We start from the raw sequence: 26713 nt of genomic DNA, 5'->3' as shown, positions 1-26713 counted from the left end.
GGCCCAGGAGACGGCCGGACTCCTCACCCCCGACGGCCAGGTCACGGCCCTCGTCCTCCTCGACTCCGTCCTCCCCCTCCCCACCCACCTCCCCCCGACCGACCACGCCCTACGCCACTTCCGAGACTTCGCCACCTACGTGCGACACACCTACGGCACAGCACTCGACCTCCCGTACGACGAACTCGCCGACCTCGACGATCTGGACGACACCGCACGGATCGACCTCGTCATCAAGGTGCTCAGAGACACCGTCGAGCTACCGGAAGCCGTCCTCGAACACCAGCGGACCTCCTACCTGGACCTGCGCAGCGGCGAACGGCACCGACCCGGCACCTACGCCGGCCGCACCCTGCTCTACCGCGCGAGCGAACCCGCCCCGCACACCGTCCGGGACCCCCGCTACGAGCGCGAGGACGCGACGCTCGGCTGGGACGCGCACTGCACCGATCTGACCGTCGTCCCGCTGCCGGGCCACCACCTGTCACTGCTCGACCCACCGGTCGTCGACCACCTGGCCCGGTTGCTGACACGCGATCTGCGGGACTCCTGACGCGGGACTCCTGAAGGGACTTGCCCCATGACTCGTAAGCGCAGATGTGCCGCTCTCGCGGTGACGACGGCCCTGCTCGGAACGGGCGTCGCACTCACCGCCCCGCCGACGATCGCCGCACCCGTCTCCTCCGCCGAAGCCGCCGCCCCCGTCGCGAGGACCGTCGCGAAGGCCGCCGCGACCCCCACCGTCGTGGGCGAGCGATGGCTCGACGCCCGGACCGTCGACCTCACGATCGCCTCCCCGGCCGTCGGCGCCTCCCTGCCCGTACGGGTCGTCCTGCCGACCGGTTACGCCGCGCAGCCCGACCGCACCTGGCCCGTCCTCCATCTCCTCCAGGGCGCCCACGACGACTACACGTCCTGGACGAGGGAGACGGACGTCGTCGACTTCCTCGCCGGGCAGGACGTCCTCACCGTGATGCCCTCGTCGGGACCCACCGGCATCCCCACCGACTGGTGGAACTACGGAAGCGCCGACGCGCCGGACTACGAGACCTTCCAGGTCGACGAGTTGATGGGCGTGCTGCAGCAGAGGTTCCGGGCCGGGACGAAGCGCGCCGTCGCCGGCGTGTCCACCGGCGGCTACGGCGCCCTGGCCTTCGCCGCCCGGCACCCCGGCACCTTCGGCGCGGCGGCCTCGTACAGCGGGATCCTCGACACCACGGCCCTCGGCATGCCGACCGTGCTGAACGCCATCGTCGCCCGTGAGCTGCTGCTCCCGCTGAGCCTGTGGGGCAGCTACCTGCTCAACCGGGACAACTGGAACCGTCACAACCCCTACGCACTGGCGCGCGCCCTGAAGGGCACCGGGCTGTACCTCTCACAGGGCAGCGGTCTGCCGGGCGGTGACTTCGGCAATCTCGAAGGCGCCCTGCTGGAAGGCACGCTCTGGGCTCAAGCCCACCGTTTCACCGCGCAGCTGGACGCCCTGGGCATTCCGGCCCAGGTGCATTTCTACAGCGGGGGAGCGCACGCCTGGCCGAACTGGCGCCAGGAGTTCAAGGCGTCCTGGCCGACGCTCGCGAAAGGCCTCGGTCTGAGCTGACCCCCGGCCCGAGCGGACCCGGGCCGACCCCACCCAAGGAGGAACCACCATGGACGCGCTGGCGCAGGCCGTCGTCGCGGGAGCCGACCGCACGGAACTGGCACACCTCCCCACCCCCGGCCACTACACCGCCGCCCATCTGCGCGCGGAGGACGTGGACAGTTTCGCCGGAGTGGCCGACAAGGACGTCCGCAAGTCGATCCACCTCGGTGACGTACCGATGCCCGAACTCGCCCCGAACGAGGTGCTGGTGGCCGTCATGGCGAGCGGCATCAACTACAACACCGTCTGGTCGGCGATGTTCGAGCCCGTCCCGACCTTCTCCTTCCTGCGGCACTTCGGCCGCCAGGACCGGTGGGCGGCCCGGCACGACCAGCCGTTCCACGTGATCGGCTCGGACGCGTCCGGGGTCGTCGTCCGCGCCGGTTCGGGCGTGCGCAGATGGCAGGTCGGCGACCAGGTCGTGGTGAGCCCGGTCTACGTCGACGAGGAGGACCCGGCGACCCACGCCGACGGCATGCTCGGCAACGGCATGCTCGCGTGGGGCTTCGAGACCAACTACGGGGCACTCGCCCACTACGCCGTCGCCCGAGCCAGCCAACTCCTCCCCAAACCCGCGCACTTGACCTGGGAGGAGGCCGCCTCGAACCCGCTGTGCGCGGGCACGGCGTACCGCATGCTCGTCAGCGACCGGGGTGCCCGGATGACCCAGGGCGACGTCGTCCTGATCTGGGGGGCGGCCGGCGGGCTCGGCGCGTACGCGGTCCAACTGGTGCGCAACGGCGGCGGGATCGCCGTGGGCGTGGTCAGCAGCGAGCGCAAGGCGGAGTACGCCCGCCGCCTCGGGTGCCATGTGGTCATCAACCGGGAGGAGATCGGACTCACCGGCAGCGAGGCCCCGGCGGACCCTTCCGTCGTCGGCAAGCGCCTCGGCAAGCGGATCCGGGCCGCTACCGGAGAGGACCCGCACATCGTCTTCGAGCACGTGGGCCGGGCCACCTTCGGTGTCTCCGTCTTCGTCGTCCGCCGGGGCGGCGCGGTGGTCACCTGTGGCTCCAGCACGGGCTACCGGCACGAGTTCGACAACCGCTATCTGTGGATGCGCCTCAAGCGGGTCATCGGCAGCCATGGCTCCAACCTCCATGAGCAGGCCGCCGTGCACCGTCTCCTCGACCTCGGCCACCTGGCTCCCGCGCTCACCGAGACCTACCCCCTCACCGATACGGCGGAGGCGGCCAGACTGGTCCAGAGCAACACCCACCTGGGCAAGGTCGGCGTCCTGTCGCTGGCTCCGGCGCCCGGCCTCGGTGTCACCGACCCCGTACGCAGGGAGCTGGTCGCCCGCCCGGCGTGACCAAATCGTAGTAACCCGCGGTAATAGCTCGGACGCGTCCAGGCCCCGTCGCTCACGGCGGGGCCTTGGCCATGAGTGCGGCGGTTACCGGCGGTTGACCCGTGGCGTATGCACCTATTTACCCCGCCCATGTTGGATCATGATGACGAGTCAAGGGATTTGTCGACTCAAAGGGGCTGGTGGGGGCGTAACGAAACCTTCACGGCGAGGGACCGGCCGCGGTGATCCGTTGGAGATCAAAACCGATAAGGTTCCCTGAGGTGCGGCGAGTTGACGCGACTGCAATCGCTGGTCACTCGCTGTCCACCCATGCCTGTCACGGGGTCGACCATCTCGTGACGAGTGCAGCCCCCCGAGTTTCCCCCCTGTTCGATCGTGTTGCTTTGAAGGATGCAGATGGAACTTGCCACTCCGCCACCGGCGGCGCGGGCACCGGTCCCCTGGTACAGCTGGTGGCTGCTGCCACTGGCCTTAGGGGCCGGCACCGTCGTCGCCGCGGTCGTTGGCTCCGACCAGGTCCGAATACCCGCGATCGTCTCCGGCGTCGTCGTCACGGCCGCGAGCGCCGTCACCGTACGGCTCCTGATCCGCTCCCAGCGTCAACTGCGCAGCAGCGCAGGTGAGTTCAGAAACGCGCAGGCCGAGCACTCCCAGCAGTGGCAGCAGCACGTGGCCGGCCTCGAACGCAAGAGCGCCGCCGAGCGCGCCGCCCACGACGCACAGCTCGCCGAACAGGCCACGGCCTACGAGACGCGGATCGCCGAGCAGAACCGGGCCTGGCAGGAACAGCTGGACCGCCAGGTCGCCGCGGTCGCCCAGCTCGCCGACGGCCTGCTGCCCGACGCGCTGGAGCGGCTCCGGGACGGTGACTCCATCGACGACCTGCTGCCCACGGCCGGCCAGGGCGCCGAGATCGGCGCCGACCTGCAGGCCGTACTGCGCAAGGCCCTCAGGACCGCCCTCATGGGTGTGGAGCAGGAGCTCGACCGCTCCACCTCCGCCGAGCAGGCCGTCATCAGCATCGGCAGCCGTATCCACGTACTGACCAGCAAGCTGCGCGGCCGGCTGCACGAGATGCAGGGCGAGCACGGCAGACTGCCGTCCGTCGCCCAGGGACTGATGGAGCTGGACCAGGAGCTCGGCCCCGCCGACTCCCTGGCGGCGAGCATCGGCGTCCTCGGCGGCACCGACCGTCCGGGCCGTCAGTGGCAGGAACCGCAGCGGCTGCTCAGTGTGGTGCGCGGCGGCATCGGCCGGATCCGGGACTTCGACCGCGTCCAGGTGCAGTACCTGCCCGAACTCGGCGTCGACGGCGGTCTGGTGGACCACCTCACGCTGATCTTCGCCCATCTGCTGGACAACGCGGCGCGCTACTCCCCGCCCACCGAGCCCGTGATCGTGTCGGGCAAGGAGGTCCCGAACGGCGTCGGTGTCGAGATCCAGGACTCCGGCAAGGGCCTGAGCGAGGAGAAGAAGCAGGAGGCTCTCCAGGCGCTCGAAGGCGTGGCCCCCGGCCCCGGTATCGGGGGTGTGTCCGAGGACGCGCACCTCGGTCTGCGGGTGGTGGGAGTGCTGGCCCGCCGGTACGGCATCAGGGTCACCTTCGCGGACTCGCCCTGGCTCGGTACGTCGGTGGTCATCGTGGTACCTCACAAGTACTTCAGTCAGCTGCCCGCCGCCGTCACGGCACCGGCCCCGGCCGCCCAGGTCACGGCCGCGCCGGACACCGTCACGGCCGCGCCGGACACCGAGAGCGACACGACGGACCTGGCCGCGGAGCCGGAGGAGACCGGGGACACCACGCCCGGCGGTCTGCCCAGGCGCCGCAGGCGGACCGAGTCCGAGCGGCCCAAGGCGGCCGTGCAGGAGGACGACTCCGTCGCCACCGCCTCGCACGCGGTACCGCCGGACGCGTCCTTCACCGGCCTGGCCGCCTTCGCCACGGCGGGGCGCGAGCCGGTCGCCGACCGTGAGCCGACCTCCGGCGTCGAGTCCACAGAGCACCGCACGGAAGAGAGCGACTAGTCCTCATGACGCAACAGGGAACCGACGTGAGCTGGGCGCTCCGCGATCTGGTCGAGAGCATCCAGGAGATCCGCTTCGCCCTTGTGGCCTCCAGCGACGGAAAGGCCATCACCTCCTACGGAGCCGACGACCCCGACGACGTGGACCGCTTCGCCGCCGTGGTGGCGGGACTGCAGGCACTGGCCCAGCCGGTGGCCGAGCAGTTCCCCAAGTACGCCGGGCAGCTGCGGCTCGCGATGATCGAGGTCGACGGCGGTCACCTCTTCGTGGTGCGCGCGGGCGTGGAGACGTACCTCGGCGTCCTGGCCAGGGAAGGGCTCGACCAGGGCCTCCTCGGCCACCAGATGAGGGACCTGGCCCGCAGGATGGGTGAGCTCCTCGGCACCACTCCGCGCCTGGAGGAGCACTCTGGATGAGTGGTCCCCGTCGACCCACGGACCCGTCCGGTCTTGAGCGCTACTACGTCCTCACGGGCGGTCGCAGCGGACCGGGCGGTTCGTCGTCGAGCCTTGACGTGGCGACCCTCATCACCTCCCGTGCGGCGGCCGGCCCCGGCCTGCAGCACGAACACGAGGAGATCCTCCGGCGCTGCCGTGATCCGTTGTCGGTGGCCGAACTCGGCGCCCACCTCGGACTGCCCTTCAACATTCTCGCGGTGCTCTTGGCCGATCTGCTGGACGCAGGCCGCGTTGAAGCCCGTGATCCCATCCCGGCGTCAGGCGCCGGTCGCGGGCCCGACCTCGCGCTCCTTGAGGAGGTACTCAGTGGACTTCAAAGGCTTTGACCATCCCGACCGCAACCCGGCCGACGGCGCGGCCGGTGCCCGCTCGGTGAAGGTGATGATCGCCGGCGGCTTCGGTACCGGAAAGACCACCATGGTCCGGTCCGTCAGCGACATCAAGCCGCTCACCACCGAGGAGACGCTGACACAGGCCAGCGCCGACGTCGACAACCTGATCGGGGTGGCGGACAAGCAGGAGACCACCGTCAGCCTGGACTTCGGCAAGATCGGCATCAACGACCAGCTGATGCTGTACCTGTTCGGCACCCCCGGGCAGGAACGATTCTGGTTCCTGTGGAACGGCCTCTTCAAAGGCGCGCTCGGGGCGGTGGTCCTGGTCGACACCCGCAGGCTGGCCTCCAGTTTCCGGGCCATCGAGGAGATGGAGCGGCAGGACGTCCCGTTCGTGATCGCCCTGAACGTGTTCCCGGACTCCAAGGACCACCCGGTCGAGGAGATCCGGGACGCCCTGGACATCTCCCCGGACATCCCGGTGGTGGCCTGCGACGCCCGCGACCGGGCCTCCAGCCGTGATGTGCTGATCGCGCTGATACGGCACCTCAAGGACCGCTCCGCCGTCGCACTGGAGGCCCGATGACCGATCAGCCCTTAAACGACGGCCCCGACGCCCCGCGCGGCTGCCCGGTCGCGCACGGCGGGGGAGCGGACCCCACCCGGCTCTACGGGCCCGAGGCCGCCGTCGACCCGATCGGCATCTACGGGCGGCTGCGCAAGGAGCATGGGCCCGTCGCGCCGGTCCTGCTGGAGGGCGACGTGCCCGCCTGGCTGGTGCTCGGCTACCGGGAGAACCGGCGGGTGCTCGACAACCCCCGCCAGTTCAGCCGGGATTCGCGGATCTGGCGGGACTGGAAGGAGGGGCGTGTCGAGAGCACGTCCCCGCTGATGCAGATGGTGGGCTGGCGGCCCGACTGCGTCTCGCAGGACGGCGAGCCGCACCGCAGGCTGCGCAGCGCGGTCACCGACAACCTGCAGGCCGTCTCGGGCCGCGGCATCCGGCGGCACGTCACGCACTTCGCCAACAAGCAGATCGACGCGTTCGCCGAGGCGGGCAGCGCCGACCTGGTGACCGAGTACGCCGAGTACCTGCCGATGCTCGTACTGACCAGGGTGTTCGGGCTCGCGGAGAGCGAGGGGCGGCGGCTCGCCGAGTCGTCCGCACAGGTCATCAAGGGTGGCGCGGAAGCGCTCGCCCACAACGACCGCATCATGCAGATCCTCGGCGAACTCACCGAGCGCAAGCGGGTGGAGCCCGGGTCCGACTTCACCACCGGGCTGCTGGAACACCACGCCGACCTCGACGAGGACGAGATCGTCAACCATCTGCGGCTGGTGCTGATCACCGCGCACACCACGACCAGCAACCTGCTGGCGCGGGTGCTGCAACTGGTCCTCACCGACGCCGGGCGGCTGTCCGGCCTGGTCAGCGGGCAGCTGAACATCTCCGCCGTCGTGGAGGAGGTCATGTGGAACACGCCGCCGCTGGCCGTCCTGCCGGGGCGGTTCGCGACCGCGGACATGGAACTCGGCGGGCACCGGCTCCAGGAGGGTGACCTGCTGGTGCTCGGCCTGACCGCCGGCAACATCGATCCGGAGATCCGGCCCGACGTGGGGGTCTCGGTGCACGGCAACCAGTCGCATCTGGCGTTCAGCGGGGGGCCGCACGAATGCCCCGGGCAGAACATCGGGCAGGCGATCATCGAGACCGCCGTCGATGTGCTGCTGCACCGGTTGCCGGGGTTGCGGCTCGCCGTGACTCCGGAGGAGCTCACCGCTACCGCGTCCACGTGGGAGGCGCGGTTGGACCGGTTGCCGGTTCAGTTCGCCGCCTAGTCCGTAGCCCGTAGTTCGTAGCCCGCAGGCCCGCTTTCCCGTTCGCCGGGGGCGGGCCTGCGGCCGTTTCGGGTCGTGTGCCGACTGCGGGTGCGTGGGGGCCGGTCGCGCAGTTCCCCGCGCCCCCAAAAGCAACCGCCTTCCGCGGCGGTGCTGACGAGGCGCGGGAAATCGTTGTCAGACCGCCAGGAGGTCGTCCAGGGAGCCCCTGCCCGCCAGTTCTGCCTGGGAAGCGGGGGTTTCCTTGTCGGCGGCGTAGCGGCCCGAGGTCAGCGCCCATTCGTAGTTGCCGTTGATCCAGTGCTGGATCGCCTCGACGCCCATCCGGACCCTGCCGCGCTCCTCCTCGTTCAGGCCCAGCTCGTCGCACATCTTCGGTACCTGCGACTCCAGTTCGAGGTACTCGGCGAGGCACTCCGTGGTCATCCGGACCGCCTCGTCGGCCGCCTCCTGCCAGCTGCAGCGGCGTTCCCGGTGCAGGACGGCTATCAGGTTGTGCCCGTCCCCCCGGCGTTTCTCGCGCTCGAAGGAGTGGATGTCGTTCATGAAGCCGATGGTGTCGGCGGCGAGGTCCCGCATCCTCTCCATCAGCGGATGCGCCTCCGCCTCGGCGGGCACCTCGAACCCGCGGCTGCGCTCCCCGGCGTCGATGCTGTGGTGGATGCCCACCGTACGGCGCCGGAACGCGGCGTACTCCTGGAGGTCGAGCGTGCCGGCCAGGCCGCGCGAGGCGAGGTCGACCTCCTCGGTGTGCGCCACGAGGAAACGGCCCCAGGAGGCCGCGAAGCGTGTACGCCATGTCAGAGACATGCCATCCGAAAGATGGGCCCACACCTCGGCCCAGGCCACCGTGATGGGGCAGACCACCCGGGGGGTGATGCCCGCGGGCCGCAGGGGAGTGACGATGAGTTCCCGCGCCACCTCCGCTATGCGGTCGGCGCGGTCGGGCCTGCCCGAGTCGAACTGGTCGTCGAAGAGGAAGGCCAGCGAGAACCAGTTCATCAGGACGACCATGTCGTCGGCGGAGGCGTGGGGGTAGGTGCGGGCGGCGGCCTGGGGCAGATCCCAGGACCGGTACTCCTCGAAACCGGCGTTGCTGCGCACCAGGCCCTTGTCCCACACCCAGCGCAGATGGCGCGCCTCGGCGTGGTCGAGATGTGCGCTGACCGGGGTGGCGAAGGGGAGGTCGAACCTGACGTCCTGCGGCATTCGCGTCCTTCCTTGAGACGAATACACAGGGCCCCCACCCCTGCGCGCGGGCGTGCGAAAGTGCCGCCCACTGACTCGAACTGCGCTTCCTGAGGCGAAAGTTGACTCGATTTACGCTACGAGGTTGCCCTGATCGTAAATGATCTATGCCACGACCTCGGTGACTTCACCGTGACCTGCGTTACATCGCTCCGTGACCTCGCCGATTTGTCGGCCTCCGTGGCCGAATGTGCGCGGTTGCCCCCTGTGCGTCGCGCGCGACCGGTTGCGCGGGCTGTTTGCCACGCGACGGGGTACCCGGTCAACGAGCAGTGGGCGGAGGGCCGTTCGCGCTCGACCGGTCTTCGGAGGAGATATGGCACTGGTAGTGGCAGGGTTCGTGGTTCTTGACTGTTCCGAGCCCGAGAAACTCGCCGCGTTCTACAAGGAGTTCCTCGACGGGGAGGAAACCGACGCGACGGCGAACCGGGTGGAGATCCAGGGTGCCGACGGCATGCGGATGGCGTTCCGGCGGGACGTGAACGCGACCCCGCCCAGCTGGCCGCGCCCCGAGAACTCTCTCCAGGCCCACCTGGACTTCCACGTCGACGACCTCGACGCGGCCGAGCGCAAAGTGATCAGCCTGGGCGGGCGCGCGCTGGAGGCCAAGGACGGGGGCGGCCCGTACGAGGAGCGGGGTTACGCCGACCCGTCGGGCCACTCGTTCACCCTGCGCCTGGAAGCGGCGACCGCACCCAAACAGGGCTGAACCCGAGCAGGGCCGGGGGCCGGGGCGGGGCCGGGTCGTTCAGGCGCGGTGCGCGCGCAGGGCCGCCAGGGCGCGGTCCGCGTGCGCGCTCATCCGGAGTTCGCTGCGCACCACTTCGAGGATCGTCCGGTCCTCGGCGATGACGAAGGTGACCCGCTTGGTGGGCGCCAGCGAGAAACCGCGCTTCACCCCGAACAGCTCGCGGACCGTACCGTCCGGGTCGGACAGCAGCGGATAGCCCAGGGTGTGCTTCTGGGTGAACTCCCGCTGCCGCTCGACCGTGTCACCGCTGATCCCCACCGGCCGCGCCCCGGCGGCCGTGAACTCGGCGGCCAGATCGCGGAAGTGGCAGGCCTCGGCGGTGCAGCCCGAGGAGAGCGCCGCCGGATAGAAGAAGAGCACGACAGGGCCTCCGCCCAGCAGCTCCGAGAGCTGCCGGGGCGTGCCCGTCTCGTCCGGGAGAGTGAAGTCCTCGACGGTGTCGCCCACCGCTGCCTGGTTCGTCACGACTGGCTCCCTGACTGTCGGCCACCTGTTGGAAGGCCACCGTACTGGACGGTACGGAGCGTCAGTCGCGGCCCCCCTTGTCATCGCCGGGCCACACTCCGGTGGACCGCTCGATGGCCTTGGCGCCGGTGCGGTCCGCCGCGCTGCGGACGACCGCGAAGATCGCGCCCTGGACGGCCGCCGCGAGCAGCACCTCGCCCCAGCCGCGGTCCTTGTCCAGCGCGTCGGGTGCGTCGTCCTCGTGGCGGATCACCTTCCAGACCTTCTGGAACGCCAGTCCGGCGAGGGTTCCGCTCGTCCAGCCGAGCAGGAACCCGACGGGCTTGTAGACGACGGGCAGGCTCTTTTTCTTCTTCGACACCTGGCTCTCCTTCGGTAGCTGTTCTGCGGGAACATCAGGCGAGTGTCCAGTTCAGCGGCGAATACGCGGCCCCGCTCCCGTCAGGGCCGGCCGGCCGCCGGCACCTCCTCGCCCTCGCGCACGGGACCCGGCGGGCTACCGTCCCCGAACGGGCGCCCGCCCAGCTCCTCGCGCCCGTGCGAGGTCAGCCAGCCGGACAGGTCCGGGCCGAGCGGCACGATGCGGGTCGGGTTGATGCCCTCGTGGACCTGGTAGTAGTGCCTCTTGATGTGATCGAAGTCGACGGTGTCCCCGAATCCCGGCGTCTGGTAGAGATCACGGGCGTACGCCCACAGCACGGGATCCTCCGTCAGCTTGTGCCGGTTGCACTTGAAGTGGCCGTGGTAGACGGCGTCGAAGCGGACCAGGGTCGTGAACAGCCGGATGTCCGCCTCGGTGATCGTGTCCCCGACGAGGTACCGCCGCTCCGCGAGCCGCCCCGACAGCAGCTCCAGCCGCCGGAACACCCCCTCGTAGGCCGCTTCGTACTCCTCCTGGCCGGTCGCGAACCCGGCCCGGTACACCCCGTTGTTGACGTCCTCGTACACCTCCTCCACGACCTCGTCGATCTCGTCGCGCAGCCCTTCCGGGTAGAGGTCCGGCGCCCCTTCGCGGTGCAGGTCGCGCCACTCGGTGGCGAGGTCCAGGGTGAGCTGCTGGTAGTCGTTCGTCACCAGGCGCCCGCTTGCCACGTCCACCACGGCGGGCACGCTGACGCCGCCCGGAGCGCCCGGCTCACGGGCCTCGTACGCCTCGGCGAGGTAGCGGATGCCGAGGACGGGGTCGCGGCCCCCGGGGTCCAGCGTGAAGCGCCAGCTGCGGTCGTCCTGGATCGGGTCGGTGACCGCCATCGGCAGGGCCTCCTCAAGCCCCAGCAGCCGCCGCGAGATCACCGCGCGGCTCGCCCAGGGACAGGCCCGGCTCACGACCAGCCGGTAGCGCCCGGCCGCGACCGGCCAGCCGTCGCGCCCGTCGGCCGTCACCCGGTCCGCGAAGTGGCTCTTCGACCGCTTGAAGGATTTCTTCCCGAGCGCGCTGTTGCCCTCGCCGGTGCTCTTGGTGTCGCCCATGAAGCGTCTCCCTTTCGTACGTCGGCCTCCGTAGGGGTTCCCCGAAAACCGCCGGCACCTCGTGTGAGGCAGGGCGAGTGGGGCATTCGGCGGAGGTGAACCGTAAGCCTTCCTCCCCGTCGGACCGCCGCACCCGTGTCACCGTGCTGGTGGCGCTGGCAGCCAATCTCGTGATCGCCGTGGCGAAGGCCGTGGGCGGCCTGTTCGCCGGATCGCCCGCCCTGCTGTCGGAGGCCGCGCACTCGGTCGCCGACAGCCTGAACGAGGTCTTCCTCCTGGCCGCCCTGCGCCGCAGTCGGCGCCCCGCCGACAACCGTCACCCTTTCGGTTATGGAAAGGAACGCTTCTTCTGGTCACTGCTGGCCGCCGTGGGCATCTTCCTGATGGGTGGCTGCTTCTCCTTCTTCCAGGGCTTCGAGGCGCTGGGCAGCGAGGGGTCCGAATCCCACAGCGGTTATGTGGCCGGGCTCGTGGTGCTGGTCGTGGCGCTCCTCGCCGAGGGCGGGTCGCTGCTGCGGGCACTCCACCAGGTGCAGAAACAGGGCGGCTTCTCCTCCGAGATCAGGGACCCGGCGCTGCGTACCGTCATCGCCGAGGACGGCACCGCCGTGCTGGGTGTGCTCTTCGCGATCGCCGGCATGGCCCTGCACATGGTGACCGGCCAGGTCGTCTACGAGGCGTCGGCGTCCATCGCCATCGGCTGCCTCCTGGTCTTCGTGGCGTACCGGCTGGGCCGTGACGCGCGCGACCAGCTGATCGGGCAGGCCACCGACGAGGAGTCGAGCAACCGCATCCGTGCCCTGCTGGAGGCGCAGCCCGAGATCGACTCCGTGGAGTCCCTGCTGACCATGCAGCTCGGACCCGACTCGACCCTGGTGGCCGCCCGCGTCGACCTGACGCCCGGCCTGGACAGCGAGGAGGTCGAACTCGTCGCCGTACGTATCAAGGCGTCCGTCCGCAATCTGGTCCCGGAGGTCGACCAGATCTTCCTCGACGTGACCGACGCCCGCCTCGCGCGCCGCGCGGCCGCACACGAAAATGGCCCCGCCGCGACGGGGGAGCGCGGCGGGACCTGAACATCGGGTGCCCGACGTTCATCCGTTCATGCACACCGACTTGGAGCGGGCCGGTACGCCCGGAACGGCTACTGGCCGGCGGCCGGCTCCAGGACGAAGACCGGGATCTCGCGGTCGGTCTTCTTCTGGTAGTCGGCGTAGTCCGGGAACGCGGCGACCGCCCGCTCCCACCACTGGGCCTTCTCCTCGCCGGTCACCTCCCGCGCCGTCATGTCCTGGCGCGTCGGGCCGTCCTGCAGCTCCACCTGGGGGTCGCTGACCACGTTGTGGTACCAGACGGGGTGCTTGGGCGCGCCGCCCAGTGAGGCGACGGCGGCGTAACGGCCGTCGTGCTCGACCCGCATGAGCGGCGTCTTGCGGATCTTCCCGCTCTTCGCGCCGCGCGTGGTCAGCACGATCACGGGGCGCCCGGTCTCCCGCAGGGTCGTTCCCTCGGTACCGCCGGAGCGCTCGTACAGCTCCACCTGATCGCGCACCCACTGGGTGGGACTGGGCTCGTACTCACCCTCAAGAGGCATGTGTCATCCATCCCATCGATCGTCGTCGTGTACGACTCGTGCAGGCTCGTGCCGACTGCCGCCGGCGCCTGCCGACTCGGAATTCAACACGTCGGCCTCGCCCTTTTCATCCCGCACGAGGCGTTTCACCCTCACACCTGCCCGAGTACGCCCGTACGAGTCACCCCTGAGCCGTGTCCGATCTAGAACGGGAAGTGCGCCTGCTGCGTGGCCAGGGTCACCCAACGGGTGTTGCTGAACGCCTCGATGCCCCAGCGCCCACCGAAGCGCCCGTACCCGCTGCCCTTGAACCCGCCGAAGGGAGCGTTCGGTTCGTCGGCGACCGACTGGTCGTTGACATGCACGATGCCGGTACGGATCCGGCGGGCGACCCGGAGCCCATGGGTGCCGTTCTCGGTGATGATCCCGCAGGTCAGCCCGTGCTCCGTGGAGTTGGCGAAGGAGACGGCCTCGTCGTCCGTGGTGAACGTGCTGATCACTGCGAGCGGACCGAAGGCCTCCCCGCGGTACAGCTCGGCCTCCTCGGGAAGGTCGGTCAGGACCGTCGCCGGATGTACGGCCCCCTCGGGCGCGGTACCTCCGGTGAGGACGGTCGCGCCCTTCGCGACGGCGTCCGCCACGAGCGCCTCGACCCGGCGGGCGGCGTCCACGGTGACGAGCGGGCCGACGACGGTGTGCGGATCGGCCGGGTCGCCGGACGCGAGCGACTCGGTCTTCGCGGTGAACTTGGCCGTGAACTCCTCGGCCAGGCTCTCGTGCACGAGGATCCGGTCGGCGGACATGCAGATCTGGCCGGAGTTCATGAAGACGGAGAACACGGCCGCGTCGACCGCGTAGTCGACATCGGCGTCGTCCAGCACGATCACCGAGTTCTTGCCGCCGAGTTCGAGGACCGCGGGCTTCAGATGCCGGGCCGCGTGCACCCCGATGATCCGGCCGACCCCCGTGGAGCCGGTGAAGTTGACGGCCCGTACGCGCTCGTCGGCGACCAGGGCCTCGGCGACGGCGGCCGCGTCCTCGGGGGCGTTCGTGACGACGTTCAGGACGCCGTCGGGCAGGCCCGCCTCGCGCAGGATGTCCGCGATGAACAGACCGCAGGCGATCGGCGCGTCCTCGCTGGGCTTCATCACCACGGTGTTGCCGGCGGCGAGCGGCGCGGCGACGGCCCGTACCCCGAGGATGACCGGCGCGTTCCACGGCGAGAAGGCGGCCACGACACCGACGGGCTCACGGACCGCGAGACCCAGCGCGCCCTCCTCCTGGGCGCTCAGGACCTCTCCGCGCGGAGCGGTCACCGCGGCGGCGGCCTCGCGGAGGATGTTCGCGGCGAGGCCGACGTTGAACATGGCCCAGGGCCGGGTGCCGCCCACCTCGCCCGCGATGATCCGGACGGCGTCCTCGGTACGGGCCTCCAGGAGGTCGGCCGCGGTGAGGAAGATCTTGCGCCGCTGCGCCGGACCGAGCGCGGCCCACGCCTCGAACGCGGCGTCGGCGGCGTCCACGGCCCGGGTGACGTCCTCGACACCCGCCGCGGCGACCGTGGCGTACAGCTGTGAGCTGTAGGGATTCACGTCCTCGGCGGTGCGGCCGGAGACCGCGGGCTGGTCCTTGCCGCCGATCAGCAGGTCACGATGGAGGGGCATGCGCGGCTCTTCCCGTCGGGCGACGCGCGCGGCGCGCTCCGCGACGGAACGCCCGCGTTCGTCTGGTGAACAATCGTCCATTGAATCTTCAATTGGAGTCTGCAACCCGGCGCGGTGTCAGTCAATGGCCGACCGGCACGCCGTTCGGGTCGGACGAGCGGTCGGACGAGCTGTACGCGTCGATCAGTGCGCGGGCCGCCCGGCCGGCCCGGGCGGCGGGTTCCGCGCTCCGTTCGACGGCGGCGGTGACCATCGCGCCCTCTGCCAGCAGGTGCAGCTGCCCGGCCAGTTCGGCGGGCAGTCCCGCGTCGTCCACGAGACGGCCCAGATACTCCCCGAAGGCCCGCTTGTGGGCGCGGACCTGATCGGCCACCGGCTCCGACACGGCGCCCAGCTCCCCGTACGAGTTGATCCAGGCGCAGCCGCGGAAGTCGGGCTCACGGAACCACCGGGCCAGCCAGTCGAAGACCGCGAGGAGACGCTGTCGAGCGTCCTCGTGTCCGTCCGAAGGGTTCTCCACGTACTCGGCGAGCCGCTGCCGCCATCGGAGGTCGCGCCGCTCCAGATAGGCCACCACCAGTTGCTCCTTGGCGGGGAACAGCTGGTAGAGACGTTTGAGCGAGACCCCGGAGGCGCCGCGGATGTCGTCCATGCCGACGGACTGTATGCCGCGCCCGTAGAACAGGGTCTCCGCCGCGTCCAGGGTCTGCTCCCTGGCGACCGCGCTGTCCATGTACCGGCTCACTCCCTGCTGTGCTGAACGTGTGTCTTGACGTGAGAACCACCGTTCTCTACGTTAACAGCGACCGCGGAGAACGTACGTTCTCCTGCCTGTGCCGGCCCGAAGCCCGTGTCGGACCACCGGCGAACTCACTCCGAGGGGACCCCGTATGACCGACGCCGACCGCCCGCCCCTGCCGCCCTTCACCCGCGAGACCGCCGCGCGGAAGGTCCAGGCGGCCGAGGACGCCTGGAACACCCGCGATCCGCGGAAGGTCTCCCTCGCGTACTCGCAGGACTCGGTCTGGCGCAACCGCGACACCTTCGTCACCGGGCGCGCCGAGATCGTGGAACTGCTCACCTCGAAGTGGCGGCGCGAGGAGGAGTACGCCCTGCGCAAGGACCTGTGGGCCTTCGACGGCAACCGCATCGCCGTCCGCTTCCAGTACGAGTGCCGTGACGCCGACGGCCAGTGGTGGCGTTCGTACGGCAACGAGCTGTGGGAGTTCGACGAACACGGCCTGATGACCCGGCGCGAGGCCAGCATCGACGACGTACGGATCGAGGAGAAGGAGCGCCGGATCCTCGGCCCGCGGCCGGACGCCGAGCGGGGGCGGTCCTTCCCGGTTGAGTAGGGTTCCCGGGTGACCGAACAGGCCCGTAAGCCCTTCCTGTACGTCGTCGTCTGCGCGGCCGGAGTCGCCGACGGCGTCGGTGAGTTGATCGCCCTGGCGCAGGAGCGGAACTGGGAGGTCGGTGTCATCGCGACCCCGGTGGCGACGGATTTCTTCGACGTCGCGGCGGTCGGGACGCGGACGGGCCGGCCGGTCAGGTCCGCCTGGCGCTCGCCCGGCGATCCGCGTCCGTTCCCCGACCCGGACGCCGTCGCCGTGGCGCCCGCGACCTTCAACACCGTCAACAAGTGGGCGGCCGGCATCTCCGACACGCTCGCCCTGGGCACGCTCTGCGAGGCGTACGGGATGGGGGTGCCGATCTCCGTACTGCCCTGCGTGAGCGAGGCGTTGACCGCACATCCCGCCTATCAGGACAGCGTGAAGAGGCTGCGCGGGATGGGGGTCAGGTTCGGGGAGCACGCCTTCGGCGGGCCGGAGCAGCGCGGGTTCCGCTGGGAGCAGGCGTTGGATCTGCTGGCGCGCTGACCCGTGGTGAGCGTCGGGTACCGGGTGCCGGGCTGCGGTCAGCCGGTCTCGCGGATGTAGTCGTCGCTGTCGGGTATCGACACCTGCAGGTCACGGCGCACGATGCTCAGCCGGTCGCCGAAGCCCGCCAGGGCCTTCTTCATGCCCTTGTCGGTGTACTCCACGACGACGACCTTGTCGTCGAAGGCGTCCGCGTACGCACCGCACTCGTCGTACGCGCCGCACTCCTCCACCACGGCGAAGTCGAGTCCGGCACGGTTGCGCCGGTCTGCCAACTCGACCGTGTTCTTCTGGGCGATGGCCAGGCCCTGCGCGTGGGCGCGTTGTGAGAGCAGCTTGATGAAGGACACCGCGTCGTCCGGGTCCAGCAGGCCGTCGGAGCGGGTGTAGCTGTCGTAGTTGTCCGGCTCGACCGCGTCGAAACCCTTGTCCGCGCAGCCGTCGATCCACTGGTCGACCCGGGCCGCGACCCGCTTGCGTTTGGCGGGTGTGCCGATGTCGAGCAGCGCCTCGTCCCAGTCGGCGTCGATGACGACCTCGCCCTCCTTGTCCCGCAGCAGCAGGTCGTCGGGCCAGTCGTCCTGTTCGTCGGGCTGGGCCTGGAAGGCGTTGACGTAACAGATGTTGTAGAGACCGCGGGCGGGGTCGGCGGTGCGGTCGCGCGCGACGATCCCGACGCTGGAGGGTGGGGGGTAGGCGCCGCCGATCTGGTAGTCGAAACCGTCGGGTACGGGGGGTAGCCGGACGGGTCCGGAACTCGGCTTCGTGCTGCCTGCGGGATCTGCGGGGTCCTTGGTGTCCTTGTCGGACGAGCAGGAGGTCAGGGCCGCCAGGGCCACCAGGGCGGCTGCCGCCCTGAGAAATCCCGTGCGGGGGGCACGCTTGGCGGGCATGTCCGCTCCATCGATCGCGAGTACGGCCCCGCCTCGGACTCCGTGACGGGCCTGGCGACTTTGGCCGGACTGCGGAGCTTGTCCACCGGCTGGGCGTACCTCTGGGGGCCGGGGTGTCTGTCCCGGCACGTCTGGATCAAAGCGTGTGGGGGGTTTGTGCGTCAAGTTCGCGCGGGTTTGGTCCTCGGGCCCCGGTGGGCTTGTCGGGTGCGGGTCGGTGGGGGCTGGTCGCGCAGTTCCCCGCGCCCCTGGGTGGGTGGGGTGGCGGCTGGGTGTTCGGATGCGGGTGGGTGGGGGGTTGAGCGCGCAGTTCCCCGCGCCCCTGGGTGGGTGGGGGTGGCGGGCAAGAGTTCGGGTGTGGGCTGGTGGGGGCCCGGCGCGGGCGGGAATGTTGGGTGAGTGATAATCGTGCATATGGTGTGACGGTCGGGCATTTCTTCCGAAGTGGCGAGGGTCACGGGAACAGCGGAAGGAGACGCGTGAAGCACTCGGCGGCGACGGACGGTGGCGCCTGGATCGTCGGGAGGGATCGCGAACTGGCTGTGCTCGCGGGGCTCGTGCAGGGGCTGTCGTCAAAGGAACCGGCGGCGGAACTTCCCGGGCCCGGTGTGCTGGTGGTCACCGGCAGTCCGGGCTCGGGCAAGAGCGTCCTTCTGGACGAGGCCTGCCGGATTGCCCGCGCAGCCGGTGTACGGGTCCTGCGCTGCACGGGCTGCGAGGTCGAGTCCGGGCTCCCCTTCGCCGGACTCCACCAGCTGCTGCGCCCGGTGCTGGACCTCGCTCAAGAACTGCCCGCACGTCAACGGACCGCCCTGCTCGGCGTGTTCGGGCTCGACGAGGGCGCGGAACCTGACAGCGCCCAGAATCCGCTGCTGACCTCCCTCGGCGCGCTCACCCTTCTGTCCGACCTCGCGGCGCGCGGCCCCGTGCTGCTGGTGGTGGACGACGCCCACTGGCTCGACGTGGGCACGCTCGACACCCTGGCCTTCGTGGCCCGGCGTCTGGAGGGCGAGCCCGTCGCGATGCTGGTGGCGGCCCGCGACCAGTCCGTACCCGCACAGTTCGCCCGCGAGTTCCCGCTGCTGAGCGTCGACCCGCTGGACGCCGCGTCGGCCGGACGCCTCCTCGACCTCCAGCCTCAGGCCCCCGCCGGCCGGGCCCGCTCCCGCATCCTCGACGAGGCCGCCGGGGTGCCCCTCGCGCTGGTCGAGCTGGCCAGGGCTGTCGCCCGCGATCCCCGAGCGGCTCCGGACTCGCTGCCCCTCACCGACCGCCTGGAGGCGATCTTCGCCCAGGACCTGCCCGTACTGCCGCCCGCCACCCGGCAGCTGCTCCTGCTGGCCGCCGCAGCGGAGACGGCCGAACTGCCCCTCATCCTGTCGGCCGCGGCCCCCGACACGACCCCCGCCGACTGGCACCCCGCCGAGCGGGCCGGACTCATCCGCATCGACGACGGCCACCTCCGTTTCCGGCACCCGCTGATCCGCTCGGCCGTCTACCAGTCGGCGACCTACGCACAACGGCACGCGGCCCATCAGTCCCTCGCCGAGGTCTTCACCGGCGACCCGGACCGCCGCGCCTGGCACCGCGCCGCCGCCGTCGAGGGCGTGGACGAGGGTGTCGCCGAGGAACTGGAGGCCGGCGCGGGCCGGGCGCAGCGCCGAGGCGGGTACGCGGCAGCCGCCACCGCGCTGGAACGCGCCGCCCAGCTCAGCCCCGACCCCGCCGACCGGGCCCGCCGCCTGGTCCGCGCCGCGACCATGGCGATGTACGCCGGACACCCCCGCTGGGTCGCCGAGATCACCGCCCGCGTCACCGCGCTCACCGAGGACCCCGCCGTGCTCGCCGAGGCCTCGCTCCGCGCGGGCTGGGCGCTCGCGGTCACCACCCAGTTCGAGGGCTCGCTCGGCTATCTGCTGCCGCTCGCGGACGCCGCGACCGAGAAGAACCCCGTTCTCGCCCTGGACGCCCTGGCGACGGCCACCACACCGGCGTACAACTCGGGGGAGCCCGCACACCGCGAGAAGATCGTGCGCATCGCCGAACGCGTCCCCGCGCAGGAGGACGACAGCGACCGCCTGTGGATCCTGGCGGGCACCGACCCCCTGCGTCACCGGACCCAGGCCCTCGCCCTGCTCCACGCCGACCGCGACCGTACCGACCGGGACGGCACCGGCCAGGACGGCACCGGCCGGGGCAGTGCTGCCCGGGACCGTCCGCCGGCCGACGAGGAGAGCGGTCCCGTACGGGACCGGCCCCTCTCCCAGCTGATCACCTGGGGCGCGGCGGCCTGGGTGCTCGACGAGACCGGCGAGGCCGTCCGGCTGCTGGGCGCCGCGCTGGAGCATCTGCGACGTTCGCCGACCGGCGGAGCCAACGCCACCGTGGCCCAGGCCCTCGCGCTCGCCCAGTACGAGAGCGGCGCGTGGACGGCGGCCCGCGCCTCCCTCGACGAGGCGTACCGCACGGCGGCCGAGGGCGGTCTGGAGAACGTGGTCGCGGGCTCGCCCATCCTCGGTGCCACCCTGCTCGCCCTGCGCGGCGACGCGGACGCCGCGCGCACCGCGGTCCAGCGGGCCGTCCACGGCGTGGACCTGCCCACCTGCCGCAGCCTGCAGGTGCGGGCCCACTACGCGCTGGGCGCGGCGGCGCAGGCCGAGGGCGACCACGCGACGGCGTACGACCGTTTCCGTGCCGTCTTCACCCAGGACGGCGAACCTGTGCACTTCCACGCCTCCGACTACCACCTCGCCGACCTCGCGGCCGTCGCCGTACGCACCGGCCGGGCCGGTGAGGCGAGGGCGGTCCTCGGCGCGGCCGGGCGACGGCATGCCGGGGGAGAGGTGTCCCCGCGCCTCGCCGCGCTGGTGGACCGGGCCCACGCCCTGCTGGCCGAACCGGACGACGCCGAACGGCACTTCCAGCGGTCGCTCGACCGTCCGACGGGCGACCGGTGGCCCTTCGAGCGCGCCCAGACCCGGCTCGACTACGCGGAATGGCTGCGCCGCCGCCGACGCGCCGGCGAGGCACGGCCGCTGCTCTCCGCCGCCCTGGAGGTCTTCGAGAACCTCGGCGCCCGGCCGTGGACGGAACGCACCCGCGCGGAACTGCGGGCGGCGGGCGTCCACACGGCCGCAACCGCCACCGCGACCTCCGGCCAGGACACGGACCTCTCCGAACTCACCCCGCAGCAACTGCAGATCGCCCGGCTCGCCGCGGCGGGCCTCACCAACCGCGAGATCGGCGAACGCATCTTCCTGTCGCCCCGCACGGTCGGCTTCCACCTCTACCGGATCTTCCCCAAGCTGGGCGTCACGGCCCGCGCCCAGCTGCGCGACGTACTGCCCGACGCGTTGCGGGAGGTTCCCGACGCCTGAGCGCGGGTAGCGACCGGCCGTACTGCCGCACCGGCGGCGCCGGGCTACCGTGCGTACGGGGGCCGGGAGAACCGTGACGGATGCAAGGAGAGCCGTGAGCACCCCGCACAAGCCGCTCGTGATCCTGCGCCCCGACCCGCACCCCACAGAACGCATCTTCAGGCCCGGCACGCTGTCCCGGCTCCACGACCGCTTCACCGTCGTCGAGCCCGACAGCGAGGATGCCTTCGACCGGGTGCTGCCGCAGGCCTTCGCCGTCGTCGGCCAGCCCGACCTGCCCGCCGAACGCCTCGCTCGCGCGGGCGAGTTGAGAGCCCTGCTCAACATCGAGGGCAACTTCTTCCCGAACGTCGACTACGACGGGTGCTTCCGCCGCGGCATCCACGTCCTGGGCTGCGGACCCGCCTACGCCCAGGCCGTCGCCGAGTACGCTCTCGGGCTCGCCCTCGACCTGGCCCGCGGCATCAGCCGCGAGGACCGCGCCTTCCGCGCCGGCCGGGAGCGGTACGTGTCCGACGGCACCGCCGACTCCGTACTGCTGCGCGGCGCCGACATCGGCCTCATCGGCTTCGGGAACCTCGGCCGCAGCCTCCACCCGCTCCTCGCGCCCTTCCGCCCGACCCTGCGCGTGTACGACCCCTGGCTGCCGCCCGCCGTCCTGCGCGACCAGGGCCTGGTGCCGGCCACGCTCGACGAGACGCTGGCCCGCAGCACGTTCGTCTTCGTGCTCGCCACCGTCACCGACGACAGCCGCCATCTGCTCGGCGCACGCGAGCTGGCACTGCTGCCCGACGGCGCCCGGCTCGTCCTCGTCAGCCGCGCGCCCGTCGTGGACTTCCCCGCACTGCTCGCCCGGGTCGCCGAGGGCCGGCTCCTCGCGGGTATCGACGTCTGGCCCGACGAACCCGTCGCGGCCGACGAACCCGCCCGCTCCCTGGAGGGCCTGGTCCTCTCCGCCCACCGCGCGGGCGGCATCCCGGACGCCTTCCTGAGCATCGGCGACATGGTCGTCGACGATCTCACCCTGCTGGCCCGGGGACTGCCGCCCGCCCGGATGCAGACCGCCGCCCGCGAACTCGTCGGCCGCTACCGCAACCGTCCCGTCGTCTGAAAGACCGGACCCCGGACCCTGAGATCCCGGACCCTGAGATCCCGGACCCTGAGATCCCGGACACGGAGATCCCGGACATGATTGCGCACATGAAGATTCCCTGTGACGGCCTCCTCTTCGACAACGACGGCGTGCTCGTCGACTCCGACCTCGGCGTCGACCAGGCGTGGAGCCGCTGGGCCCTGGCCCGCGGGCTGTCCGCCGAGCAGGTCACGGCGATGGTGCACGGACGGCGCTCGGCCGACACCGTCGCCCTCCTGGTGACCGACCCGGGGGAGCGGCCGTCCGCCCTCGCCGAGATCGACCGCCTGGAGATCGAGGCCGCCGCCACCACGACCGCGCTGCCCGGCGCCCTCGACCTCCTGTCGAGCCTGCCGGACGGCAGCTGGGCCGTCGTGACCTCCGGGGTCACCGGGCTGGCCCGTGCCCGCCTCACCGCCGCGGGCCTTCCCCTGCCGCCCGTGCTCATCACCGCGGACGACGTCACGCACGGCAAGCCCGCCCCCGACGGCTACCTCGCGGCGGCGGCACGCCTCGGTGCGGACCCGGCGCGGACCGTCGTCCTGGAGGACGCCGTCGCGGGTGCCGAGGCGGGGGAGGCGGCAGGTGCGTACGTCATCGGGGTCGGGCCGCGCGGCCTCGACACCGGCGCCCAGGTCGTCGTCCGCGATCTGCGCGGGCTGACCTGGCACGACGGTGTACTCGACCTGAGTGCCGCGGACCTGCTGCGCTCGTGACCTGGCGGGTGCCCGGGTTCAGTGCGGTCCCGCCGGTGCGAACTCGGTGCCGCACGGGCCAGCGCCCTCGCTCTCCAGCAGGGGGACGGAATCTCCGCTCATGGTGAGGGTGGGGTAGTAGCGGCCGATGCGTTCCGTGGAGCGGCCGACGTAGTGGCCGATGAACGAGCGGCGGAAGCGGTCGGTGCTGCGGTTGGGCGGGGAACCGTGCACCAGGCTGCCGTTGAAGAAGAGGACGTCGCCCGGTGCCATGTCGACCGGCACGGCGGACAGACCGGGCGGCGGCGGCACGTACTCGCGGGCGAACGACAGCCCCTCGTCGGCCTCTTCGGGGCAGAACAGGTCCATGCGGTGGGTGCCCGGGACGACCTCCAGACCGCCGTTCCCGCGGTCGATCGCATCGCAGGCGATCCAGGCGGCCACACAGGTGCCCGGCTCGGTCCGCAGATAGAAGTTGTCCTGGTGCAGGGCCTGCCCGCGGGCGCCCGGCGGCTTGAAGTAGAACATGCTCTGCGCCGCCAGCACCTCTTCGCCCAGCAGGAGTTCGAGCACCTCGCGCAGCCGGGGTGCGAGGAGGAAGCGCCGGGCCAGATTGTTGATGAGGTGCGGCTGCATGACCCGGGGGTGGACGTCCAGCGGGTCGGCGGCCGAGGCGACTCCGGTGGTCCCGGTGGTCCCGGTCGCGCGGGGCTGGAAGTGTCCCGGGACCGGTCCGGCCGCGTGCAGCGCGGCGAACTCGGCGCACAGTGCCTCGATCTCCGCCGGGGCGAACAGCCCGCGCGCCACCGCGAAGCCGTCCCCCTCGAAGCTGTCGGCGAGGCCCCTGCCCGTGACTGTCGTACGACCGCTCATGCGACGACCCTTTCGCTCCGGTGTCCTGGATGCCTCACGCTAGGGACAAGCGCTTTCCGGGAGGATGCCTGTGCATGCTGACGAGTTGCCCGAGGCTGCCGCGCCGTCCCCGCCGCCGGGGCTGGTGACCGTCGGCCGCTTCGACGAGCGACCCGGCTACAGCGTCGACCGGCCGGGCGGCGCCGACAGCTGGCTCTTCACCTGGACCACGGACGGCGCGGGGCTGCTGGTCCAAGGGGCCACCCGGACGCGGTCGGCCGCCGGTGACCTGGTCGTCCTCGGCCCCGGTGTGCCCCACCGCTACGCGGTCGCGCCGGACGCCCGGCGGTGGACGTTCTGGTGGGTCCACTGCCAGGCCCGCCCGGCCTGGACGGACCGGCTGCGGCCCCATCTGCGCGGTGACCGGCTGTATGCCGTCACGCCGGTGCCGGCCGGGGTGCCGGCCGGGGTGCGGGACCGGCTGGAGCAGGCGTTCCGGCGGATGCTCGCCGACGCGAGGTGGACGGGGGAGGGCGCCCCGCCGGCCATCGAGCCCGGGGAATCCGGGGGATCCGACGGGCCCGGGGGCGGCCCGGTCGCCGTCGCCCACGGCACCGCCGCCCGCGAACTCACCCTCTGCTCCCTGGAGTCGATCGTCCTGCTCACGACCGCCACCGCCACCGCCACCGCGACCGCGGGCGCGGGCGAGGGGTCGGACCGGCCGGGTGTCGACCTGCGGATCCGGCGGGCCGAAGCGCGCATCGCCGCCGACCCGGGAGCGCCGCACACGGTCGACACCCTGGCCGCCGGGGTGTCGCTCTCACCTTCCCGCTTCGCCCACCTCTTCACCCAGCAGCTCGGCCAGTCACCGATGCGGGCGCTGCTCGCCGCCCGGCTGCTGCACGCGGCACGGCTCCTTGAGGCGACCGACCTGCCGGTGGAACGGGTCGCGGTGGCCGCCGGCTTCAGCAGCCCCTTCCACTTCAGCCGGGTCTTCCGGCAGCGCTACGGAGCCCCGCCCGGCGCGTACCGCGCGGGACTCCGACGCTGACGACAGCGTGCCCCGAAGGGGCGCGGGGAACTGCGCGCCCCGCCACGACGCACCCGCGGACAGGCAACCCGCCTTCCGGCAGAAGCGCCCTAGGCGCGAGGCAGGCGGCGTTCGGAGGCGAAGGCCGCCAGCCACGCCAGCGGGGCGTTCCAGTTGATCGTCACCTCGTTCGTGGAGTACGAGCCGATGTCGTCGATGTAGCAGGCGGCGGGGGCGCACCCGGCGAGATGCTCCTGCGCCACCGGGTCCTGCAGACCGCTGTTGGGACCGCCCGCGAGGGAGCCGGCCGGCGGGTTCGGCAGCGAGGCGTCGTACTGGTGCGCCCAGAACCGGTGGTGCTGGTTCTTGGCGTACGTGTCGCCGTAGCCGGTGACGTAGGAGAGATTCAGGGTGTTGCGGCCCAGCAGATAGTCCATCGACTCCAACACCCCTGCCCGGTAACGCTGTTGACCGGTCAGGTCGTAGGCGGTGGCCACGACGATCGCGTTGTTGGTGACCTGGCTGTTGGAGCCCCAGACATATCCGTTCGCGGGGATGGGCACCGCGTAGCCCTGCCCGGCCATCGTGGCCAGGTGCCCGTCGGCGGCGGCGGTCACGGACGCCCGTACGCGCCGGATGTCGGAGGCGGGCAGCCCGTTCGGCACGGTCGCCAGGGTCAGCCGGCCCAGCGCCGCGGTGTCGGCCCAGTTGAAGCCGGTCGCGGTGAGCGCGTCCGCCGAGGTGTGCCAGGGCGAGGAGGTGACCGCGTCCCGGTAGGCGCGTTCACCGGTCGCCGCGTACAGCTCGGCCGCCGCCCAGTAGAAGTCGTCGGTGACCTGGGTGTCGTTGTAGGGGCCGCCACCGGTGCTGTCCGAATCCGGCGCGTACAGCGCGGGGTTGGCCTTCGCCGCGGTCCACGCCGTGCGTGCCACGCTCAGGCACCGCTTCGCGTACGCGGAGTCGTACGGCCTGAACACCCGCGCGCACTGCGCGGCCGTCGCGGCGAGATTGAGCGTGGCCGCGGTGGACGGGCGGTGCAACTCGCGGGGCTGGGGGTCCAGGTCGGGCCGCGTCGGGATGCCCGTCCAGGCCGCGTCATGGATCTTGTGGAAGGCCATCCCCGCGTAGGGCCTGCCCTCGGGGACCTGCATCCGCATGAGGAAGTCGAGCTCCCAGCGGGCCTCGTCGAGGATGTCCGGGACGCCGTTGCCGCGCTCGGGGATCCGCAGGGTCGAGTCGCCGAGCGCGGACGCGGTGCCCGCCCGCTTCGCGCGCGCGAAGGAGTCGACGAGCGTCCAGACGGAGATACCGCCGTTGACGACGTACTTGCCGTGGTCGCCCGCGTCGTACCAGCCGCCCCGCACGTCCTGGGTGTAGTCGCACACCCCCGCCTGGCACGGCACGTTCGTGTCGCCCTGGTTGGGCGCGACCCCCAGGTGCCCGGCGGGCCGTGCGTACGCGGGACCCACCAGGGCGGCCTCGATCGGCGTGCCGCTGCGCTGGTGGTAGAAGAAGGCCAGGGACTCGGTGCGCAGGGTGTCGTAGAGGTTCGCGCGGATGTCGAAGGGCGCGCTGCTCCACCCGTCGACCACCAGGACGAAGCCCGCTCCCGCCTTGCGGAACGCGGAGAAGTCCGCCACGTGGGTCGCCTCGCCCGAGGCCGCGTCCGTGCCGCGTACGACGGTCCGGCCCGAGGCGGCGGTGGCGCCCGACGCGCTCCGCAGCTGCCAGTTCAGCGGTTCGGGGGCCGCGGTGACGATCGTGGCGCGCTTGGGGCCGTCCGGCAGGTAACCCGCCTGGTTGACTCGTACCGGTGTGGTGGCCGCGGTTGAGTCGGCGGCGGCCTGGGCTCCGGCCGCCCCGGCCGCGCCGGGCGCGAGGGTGAGGCCGCCGGTCAGCAGGACGGCGGTCAGCAGCGCGGCTGTCGTACGTCTCCCGGCGCCCCCGGTACTGCCGCGGCTTCCGGTGCTTCCGGTACGGCGATCGGTGGGACGGCGGCGGTGCGCGTGCGGGAACATGGGCATGGAGCGTCTCCCGGTGCCTGGAATGGGGGTCCATGGACGGCGTCCGGT

25 protein-coding genes and 1 pseudogene are annotated in these 26713 nt (G+C 71.6%); 16 read left to right on the top strand and 10 right to left on the bottom strand.

All coding sequences use genetic code 11. From position 1 onward, the window contains the following. The 8 genes and pseudogenes from C6Y14_RS42635 to C6Y14_RS42600 form a co-directional block, all read left to right on the top strand. A pseudogene (locus tag C6Y14_RS42635) lies at positions 1–553 on the top strand (polyketide synthase); the annotation flags it as partial. Between the two features lie 27 nt (positions 554–580). Continuing rightward, positions 581–1600: an alpha/beta hydrolase gene (locus tag C6Y14_RS42630; RefSeq protein WP_107022315.1), complete on the top strand. Its 1020-nt coding sequence runs from the start codon at positions 581–583 to the stop codon at positions 1598–1600. Between the two features lie 49 nt (positions 1601–1649). Further along, entirely contained in the window at positions 1650–2954 is a 1305-nt protein-coding gene (gene ccrA, locus C6Y14_RS42625; RefSeq protein WP_107022314.1) for a crotonyl-CoA carboxylase/reductase, read from the top strand. Between the two features lie 396 nt (positions 2955–3350). Beyond that, positions 3351–4979, top strand: a complete 1629-nt coding sequence (locus C6Y14_RS42620; protein ID WP_107022313.1) for an ATP-binding protein — start codon at positions 3351–3353, stop codon at positions 4977–4979. A gap of 5 nt (positions 4980–4984) precedes the next feature. Beyond that, entirely contained in the window at positions 4985–5395 is a 411-nt protein-coding gene (locus tag C6Y14_RS42615) for a roadblock/LC7 domain-containing protein (RefSeq protein ID WP_055611716.1), read from the top strand. Further along, entirely contained in the window at positions 5392–5763 is a 372-nt protein-coding gene (locus C6Y14_RS42610) for a DUF742 domain-containing protein (protein ID WP_107022312.1), read from the top strand. Before C6Y14_RS42615 ends, C6Y14_RS42610 begins: the two co-directional genes overlap by 4 nt. Continuing rightward, positions 5744–6358 (top strand): GTP-binding protein, encoded by a 615-nt coding sequence (locus tag C6Y14_RS42605; RefSeq protein WP_107022311.1) that lies wholly within the window; start codon positions 5744–5746, stop codon positions 6356–6358. The genes C6Y14_RS42610 and C6Y14_RS42605 overlap by 20 nt, the downstream gene beginning before the upstream one ends. Next, entirely contained in the window at positions 6355–7611 is a 1257-nt protein-coding gene (locus C6Y14_RS42600; protein WP_107022310.1) for a cytochrome P450, read from the top strand. Before C6Y14_RS42605 ends, C6Y14_RS42600 begins: the two co-directional genes overlap by 4 nt. A 177-nt stretch (positions 7612–7788) precedes the next feature. On the opposite strand, the gene C6Y14_RS42595 is transcribed toward C6Y14_RS42600, so the two are convergent. Beyond that, the gene (locus tag C6Y14_RS42595) at positions 7789–8820 is read right to left on the bottom strand and encodes a 7-epi-alpha-eudesmol synthase (protein WP_107022309.1); all 1032 of its coding nucleotides are present in this window, start codon (positions 8818–8820) and stop codon (positions 7789–7791) included. Positions 8821–9175: 355 nt separating this feature from the next. On the opposite strand from C6Y14_RS42595, the gene C6Y14_RS42590 reads away from it, so the two are divergent. Further along, positions 9176–9568 carry a VOC family protein gene (locus C6Y14_RS42590; protein ID WP_107022308.1) on the top strand — a complete coding sequence of 131 codons (393 nt, stop codon included), beginning with the start codon at positions 9176–9178 and terminating at the stop codon, positions 9566–9568. 39 nt (positions 9569–9607) lie between these two features. Here C6Y14_RS42590 and C6Y14_RS42585 read toward each other — a convergent pair whose 3' ends face one another. From C6Y14_RS42585 to C6Y14_RS42575, 3 genes are all read right to left on the bottom strand, one after another. Continuing rightward, on the bottom strand, positions 9608–10075 hold the full coding sequence (locus C6Y14_RS42585) for a peroxiredoxin (RefSeq protein ID WP_107022307.1): 468 nt from the start codon (positions 10073–10075) through the stop codon (positions 9608–9610). Between the two features lie 61 nt (positions 10076–10136). Continuing rightward, positions 10137–10436 carry a DUF4235 domain-containing protein gene (locus C6Y14_RS42580; protein WP_107022306.1) on the bottom strand — a complete coding sequence of 100 codons (300 nt, stop codon included), beginning with the start codon at positions 10434–10436 and terminating at the stop codon, positions 10137–10139. Between the two features lie 80 nt (positions 10437–10516). Then, complete coding sequence (locus C6Y14_RS42575) at positions 10517–11545, bottom strand: glutathione S-transferase family protein (RefSeq protein WP_107022305.1); 1029 nt, start codon at positions 11543–11545, stop codon at positions 10517–10519. Between the two features lie 143 nt (positions 11546–11688). On the opposite strand from C6Y14_RS42575, the gene C6Y14_RS42570 reads away from it, so the two are divergent. Then, entirely contained in the window at positions 11689–12621 is a 933-nt protein-coding gene (locus C6Y14_RS42570; protein ID WP_199855067.1) for a cation diffusion facilitator family transporter, read from the top strand. Positions 12622–12689: 68 nt separating this feature from the next. Here C6Y14_RS42570 and C6Y14_RS42565 read toward each other — a convergent pair whose 3' ends face one another. From C6Y14_RS42565 to C6Y14_RS42555, 3 genes are all read right to left on the bottom strand, one after another. Next, complete coding sequence (locus C6Y14_RS42565) at positions 12690–13139, bottom strand: nitroreductase family deazaflavin-dependent oxidoreductase (protein WP_107022303.1); 450 nt, start codon at positions 13137–13139, stop codon at positions 12690–12692. Positions 13140–13321: 182 nt separating this feature from the next. Beyond that, positions 13322–14782, bottom strand: a complete 1461-nt coding sequence (locus C6Y14_RS42560; RefSeq protein ID WP_107022302.1) for an aldehyde dehydrogenase family protein — start codon at positions 14780–14782, stop codon at positions 13322–13324. Between the two features lie 121 nt (positions 14783–14903). After that, positions 14904–15515 carry a TetR/AcrR family transcriptional regulator gene (locus C6Y14_RS42555; protein ID WP_107022301.1) on the bottom strand — a complete coding sequence of 204 codons (612 nt, stop codon included), beginning with the start codon at positions 15513–15515 and terminating at the stop codon, positions 14904–14906. A 157-nt stretch (positions 15516–15672) separates the two neighbouring features. Between C6Y14_RS42555 and C6Y14_RS42550 the strand changes: the two genes are divergently transcribed. Both C6Y14_RS42550 and C6Y14_RS42545 read left to right on the top strand, forming a co-directional pair. Further along, on the top strand, positions 15673–16137 hold the full coding sequence (locus C6Y14_RS42550; RefSeq protein WP_107022300.1) for a nuclear transport factor 2 family protein: 465 nt from the start codon (positions 15673–15675) through the stop codon (positions 16135–16137). Between the two features lie 9 nt (positions 16138–16146). Continuing rightward, complete coding sequence (locus C6Y14_RS42545) at positions 16147–16662, top strand: flavoprotein (protein ID WP_107022299.1); 516 nt, start codon at positions 16147–16149, stop codon at positions 16660–16662. Between the two features lie 38 nt (positions 16663–16700). Here the strand turns inward: C6Y14_RS42545 and C6Y14_RS42540 are convergent, their stop codons facing one another. After that, positions 16701–17555 (bottom strand): endo alpha-1,4 polygalactosaminidase, encoded by an 855-nt coding sequence (locus C6Y14_RS42540; RefSeq protein ID WP_107022298.1) that lies wholly within the window; start codon positions 17553–17555, stop codon positions 16701–16703. Positions 17556–18034: 479 nt separating this feature from the next. On the opposite strand from C6Y14_RS42540, the gene C6Y14_RS42535 reads away from it, so the two are divergent. The 3 genes from C6Y14_RS42535 (at position 18035) to C6Y14_RS42525 (ending at position 22780) form a co-directional block, all read left to right on the top strand. Continuing rightward, positions 18035–20932: a helix-turn-helix transcriptional regulator gene (locus C6Y14_RS42535; protein ID WP_107022297.1), complete on the top strand. Its 2898-nt coding sequence runs from the start codon at positions 18035–18037 to the stop codon at positions 20930–20932. 94 nt (positions 20933–21026) lie between these two features. After that, positions 21027–22043, top strand: coding sequence for an NAD(P)-dependent oxidoreductase (locus C6Y14_RS42530; protein WP_199855064.1), 1017 nt, complete (start codon positions 21027–21029; stop codon positions 22041–22043). Positions 22044–22132: 89 nt separating this feature from the next. Next, a complete protein-coding gene (locus tag C6Y14_RS42525) occupies positions 22133–22780 on the top strand; it encodes an HAD-IA family hydrolase (protein ID WP_107022295.1) in 648 nt (215 codons plus the stop codon). An 18-nt stretch (positions 22781–22798) separates the two neighbouring features. Here the strand turns inward: C6Y14_RS42525 and C6Y14_RS42520 are convergent, their stop codons facing one another. Beyond that, complete coding sequence (locus C6Y14_RS42520; protein ID WP_107022294.1) at positions 22799–23632, bottom strand: phytanoyl-CoA dioxygenase family protein; 834 nt, start codon at positions 23630–23632, stop codon at positions 22799–22801. A gap of 64 nt (positions 23633–23696) precedes the next feature. Here C6Y14_RS42520 and C6Y14_RS42515 point away from each other — a divergent pair, with 64 nt between their 5' ends. Continuing rightward, positions 23697–24662: a helix-turn-helix domain-containing protein gene (locus C6Y14_RS42515; RefSeq protein ID WP_107022293.1), complete on the top strand. Its 966-nt coding sequence runs from the start codon at positions 23697–23699 to the stop codon at positions 24660–24662. Between the two features lie 89 nt (positions 24663–24751). On the opposite strand, the gene C6Y14_RS42510 is transcribed toward C6Y14_RS42515, so the two are convergent. After that, the gene (locus C6Y14_RS42510) at positions 24752–26665 is read right to left on the bottom strand and encodes a glycoside hydrolase family 9 protein (RefSeq protein WP_318658086.1); all 1914 of its coding nucleotides are present in this window, start codon (positions 26663–26665) and stop codon (positions 24752–24754) included. Between the last annotated feature and the right edge of the window lie 48 nt (positions 26666–26713).

Source organism: Streptomyces dioscori (assembly GCF_003024195.1).
In the GTDB taxonomy this organism is placed as follows: Bacteria; Actinomycetota; Actinomycetes; order Streptomycetales; family Streptomycetaceae; genus Streptomyces; species Streptomyces dioscori.
This window is presented reverse-complemented; position numbering and strand designations above follow the sequence as displayed.

Excerpts from the sequence above, each read along its gene's own strand:
- C6Y14_RS42525 (WP_107022295.1), top strand. The coding sequence starts at position 22,133 with ATGAAGATTCCCTGTGACGGCCTCCTCTTCGACAACGACGGCGTGCTC.
- C6Y14_RS42590 (WP_107022308.1), top strand. The coding sequence starts at position 9,176 with ATGGCACTGGTAGTGGCAGGGTTCGTGGTTCTTGACTGTTCCGAGCCC.
- C6Y14_RS42510 (WP_318658086.1), bottom strand. The coding sequence starts at position 26,665 with ATGCCCATGTTCCCGCACGCGCACCGCCGCCGTCCCACCGATCGCCGT.
- C6Y14_RS42540 (WP_107022298.1), bottom strand. The coding sequence starts at position 17,555 with ATGCCCGCCAAGCGTGCCCCCCGCACGGGATTTCTCAGGGCGGCAGCC.
- C6Y14_RS42565 (WP_107022303.1), bottom strand. The coding sequence starts at position 13,139 with ATGCCTCTTGAGGGTGAGTACGAGCCCAGTCCCACCCAGTGGGTGCGC.
- C6Y14_RS42610 (WP_107022312.1), top strand. The coding sequence starts at position 5,392 with ATGAGTGGTCCCCGTCGACCCACGGACCCGTCCGGTCTTGAGCGCTAC.
- C6Y14_RS42595 (WP_107022309.1), bottom strand. The coding sequence starts at position 8,820 with ATGCCGCAGGACGTCAGGTTCGACCTCCCCTTCGCCACCCCGGTCAGC.
- C6Y14_RS42555 (WP_107022301.1), bottom strand. The coding sequence starts at position 15,515 with ATGGACAGCGCGGTCGCCAGGGAGCAGACCCTGGACGCGGCGGAGACC.
- ccrA (WP_107022314.1), top strand. The coding sequence starts at position 1,650 with ATGGACGCGCTGGCGCAGGCCGTCGTCGCGGGAGCCGACCGCACGGAA.
- C6Y14_RS42550 (WP_107022300.1), top strand. The coding sequence starts at position 15,673 with ATGACCGACGCCGACCGCCCGCCCCTGCCGCCCTTCACCCGCGAGACC.
- C6Y14_RS42630 (WP_107022315.1), top strand. The coding sequence starts at position 581 with ATGACTCGTAAGCGCAGATGTGCCGCTCTCGCGGTGACGACGGCCCTG.
- C6Y14_RS42560 (WP_107022302.1), bottom strand. The coding sequence starts at position 14,782 with ATGCCCCTCCATCGTGACCTGCTGATCGGCGGCAAGGACCAGCCCGCG.
- C6Y14_RS42620 (WP_107022313.1), top strand. The coding sequence starts at position 3,351 with ATGGAACTTGCCACTCCGCCACCGGCGGCGCGGGCACCGGTCCCCTGG.
- C6Y14_RS42600 (WP_107022310.1), top strand. The coding sequence starts at position 6,355 with ATGACCGATCAGCCCTTAAACGACGGCCCCGACGCCCCGCGCGGCTGC.
- C6Y14_RS42520 (WP_107022294.1), bottom strand. The coding sequence starts at position 23,632 with ATGAGCGGTCGTACGACAGTCACGGGCAGGGGCCTCGCCGACAGCTTC.
- C6Y14_RS42575 (WP_107022305.1), bottom strand. The coding sequence starts at position 11,545 with ATGGGCGACACCAAGAGCACCGGCGAGGGCAACAGCGCGCTCGGGAAG.
- C6Y14_RS42515 (WP_107022293.1), top strand. The coding sequence starts at position 23,697 with ATGCCTGTGCATGCTGACGAGTTGCCCGAGGCTGCCGCGCCGTCCCCG.
- C6Y14_RS42615 (WP_055611716.1), top strand. The coding sequence starts at position 4,985 with ATGACGCAACAGGGAACCGACGTGAGCTGGGCGCTCCGCGATCTGGTC.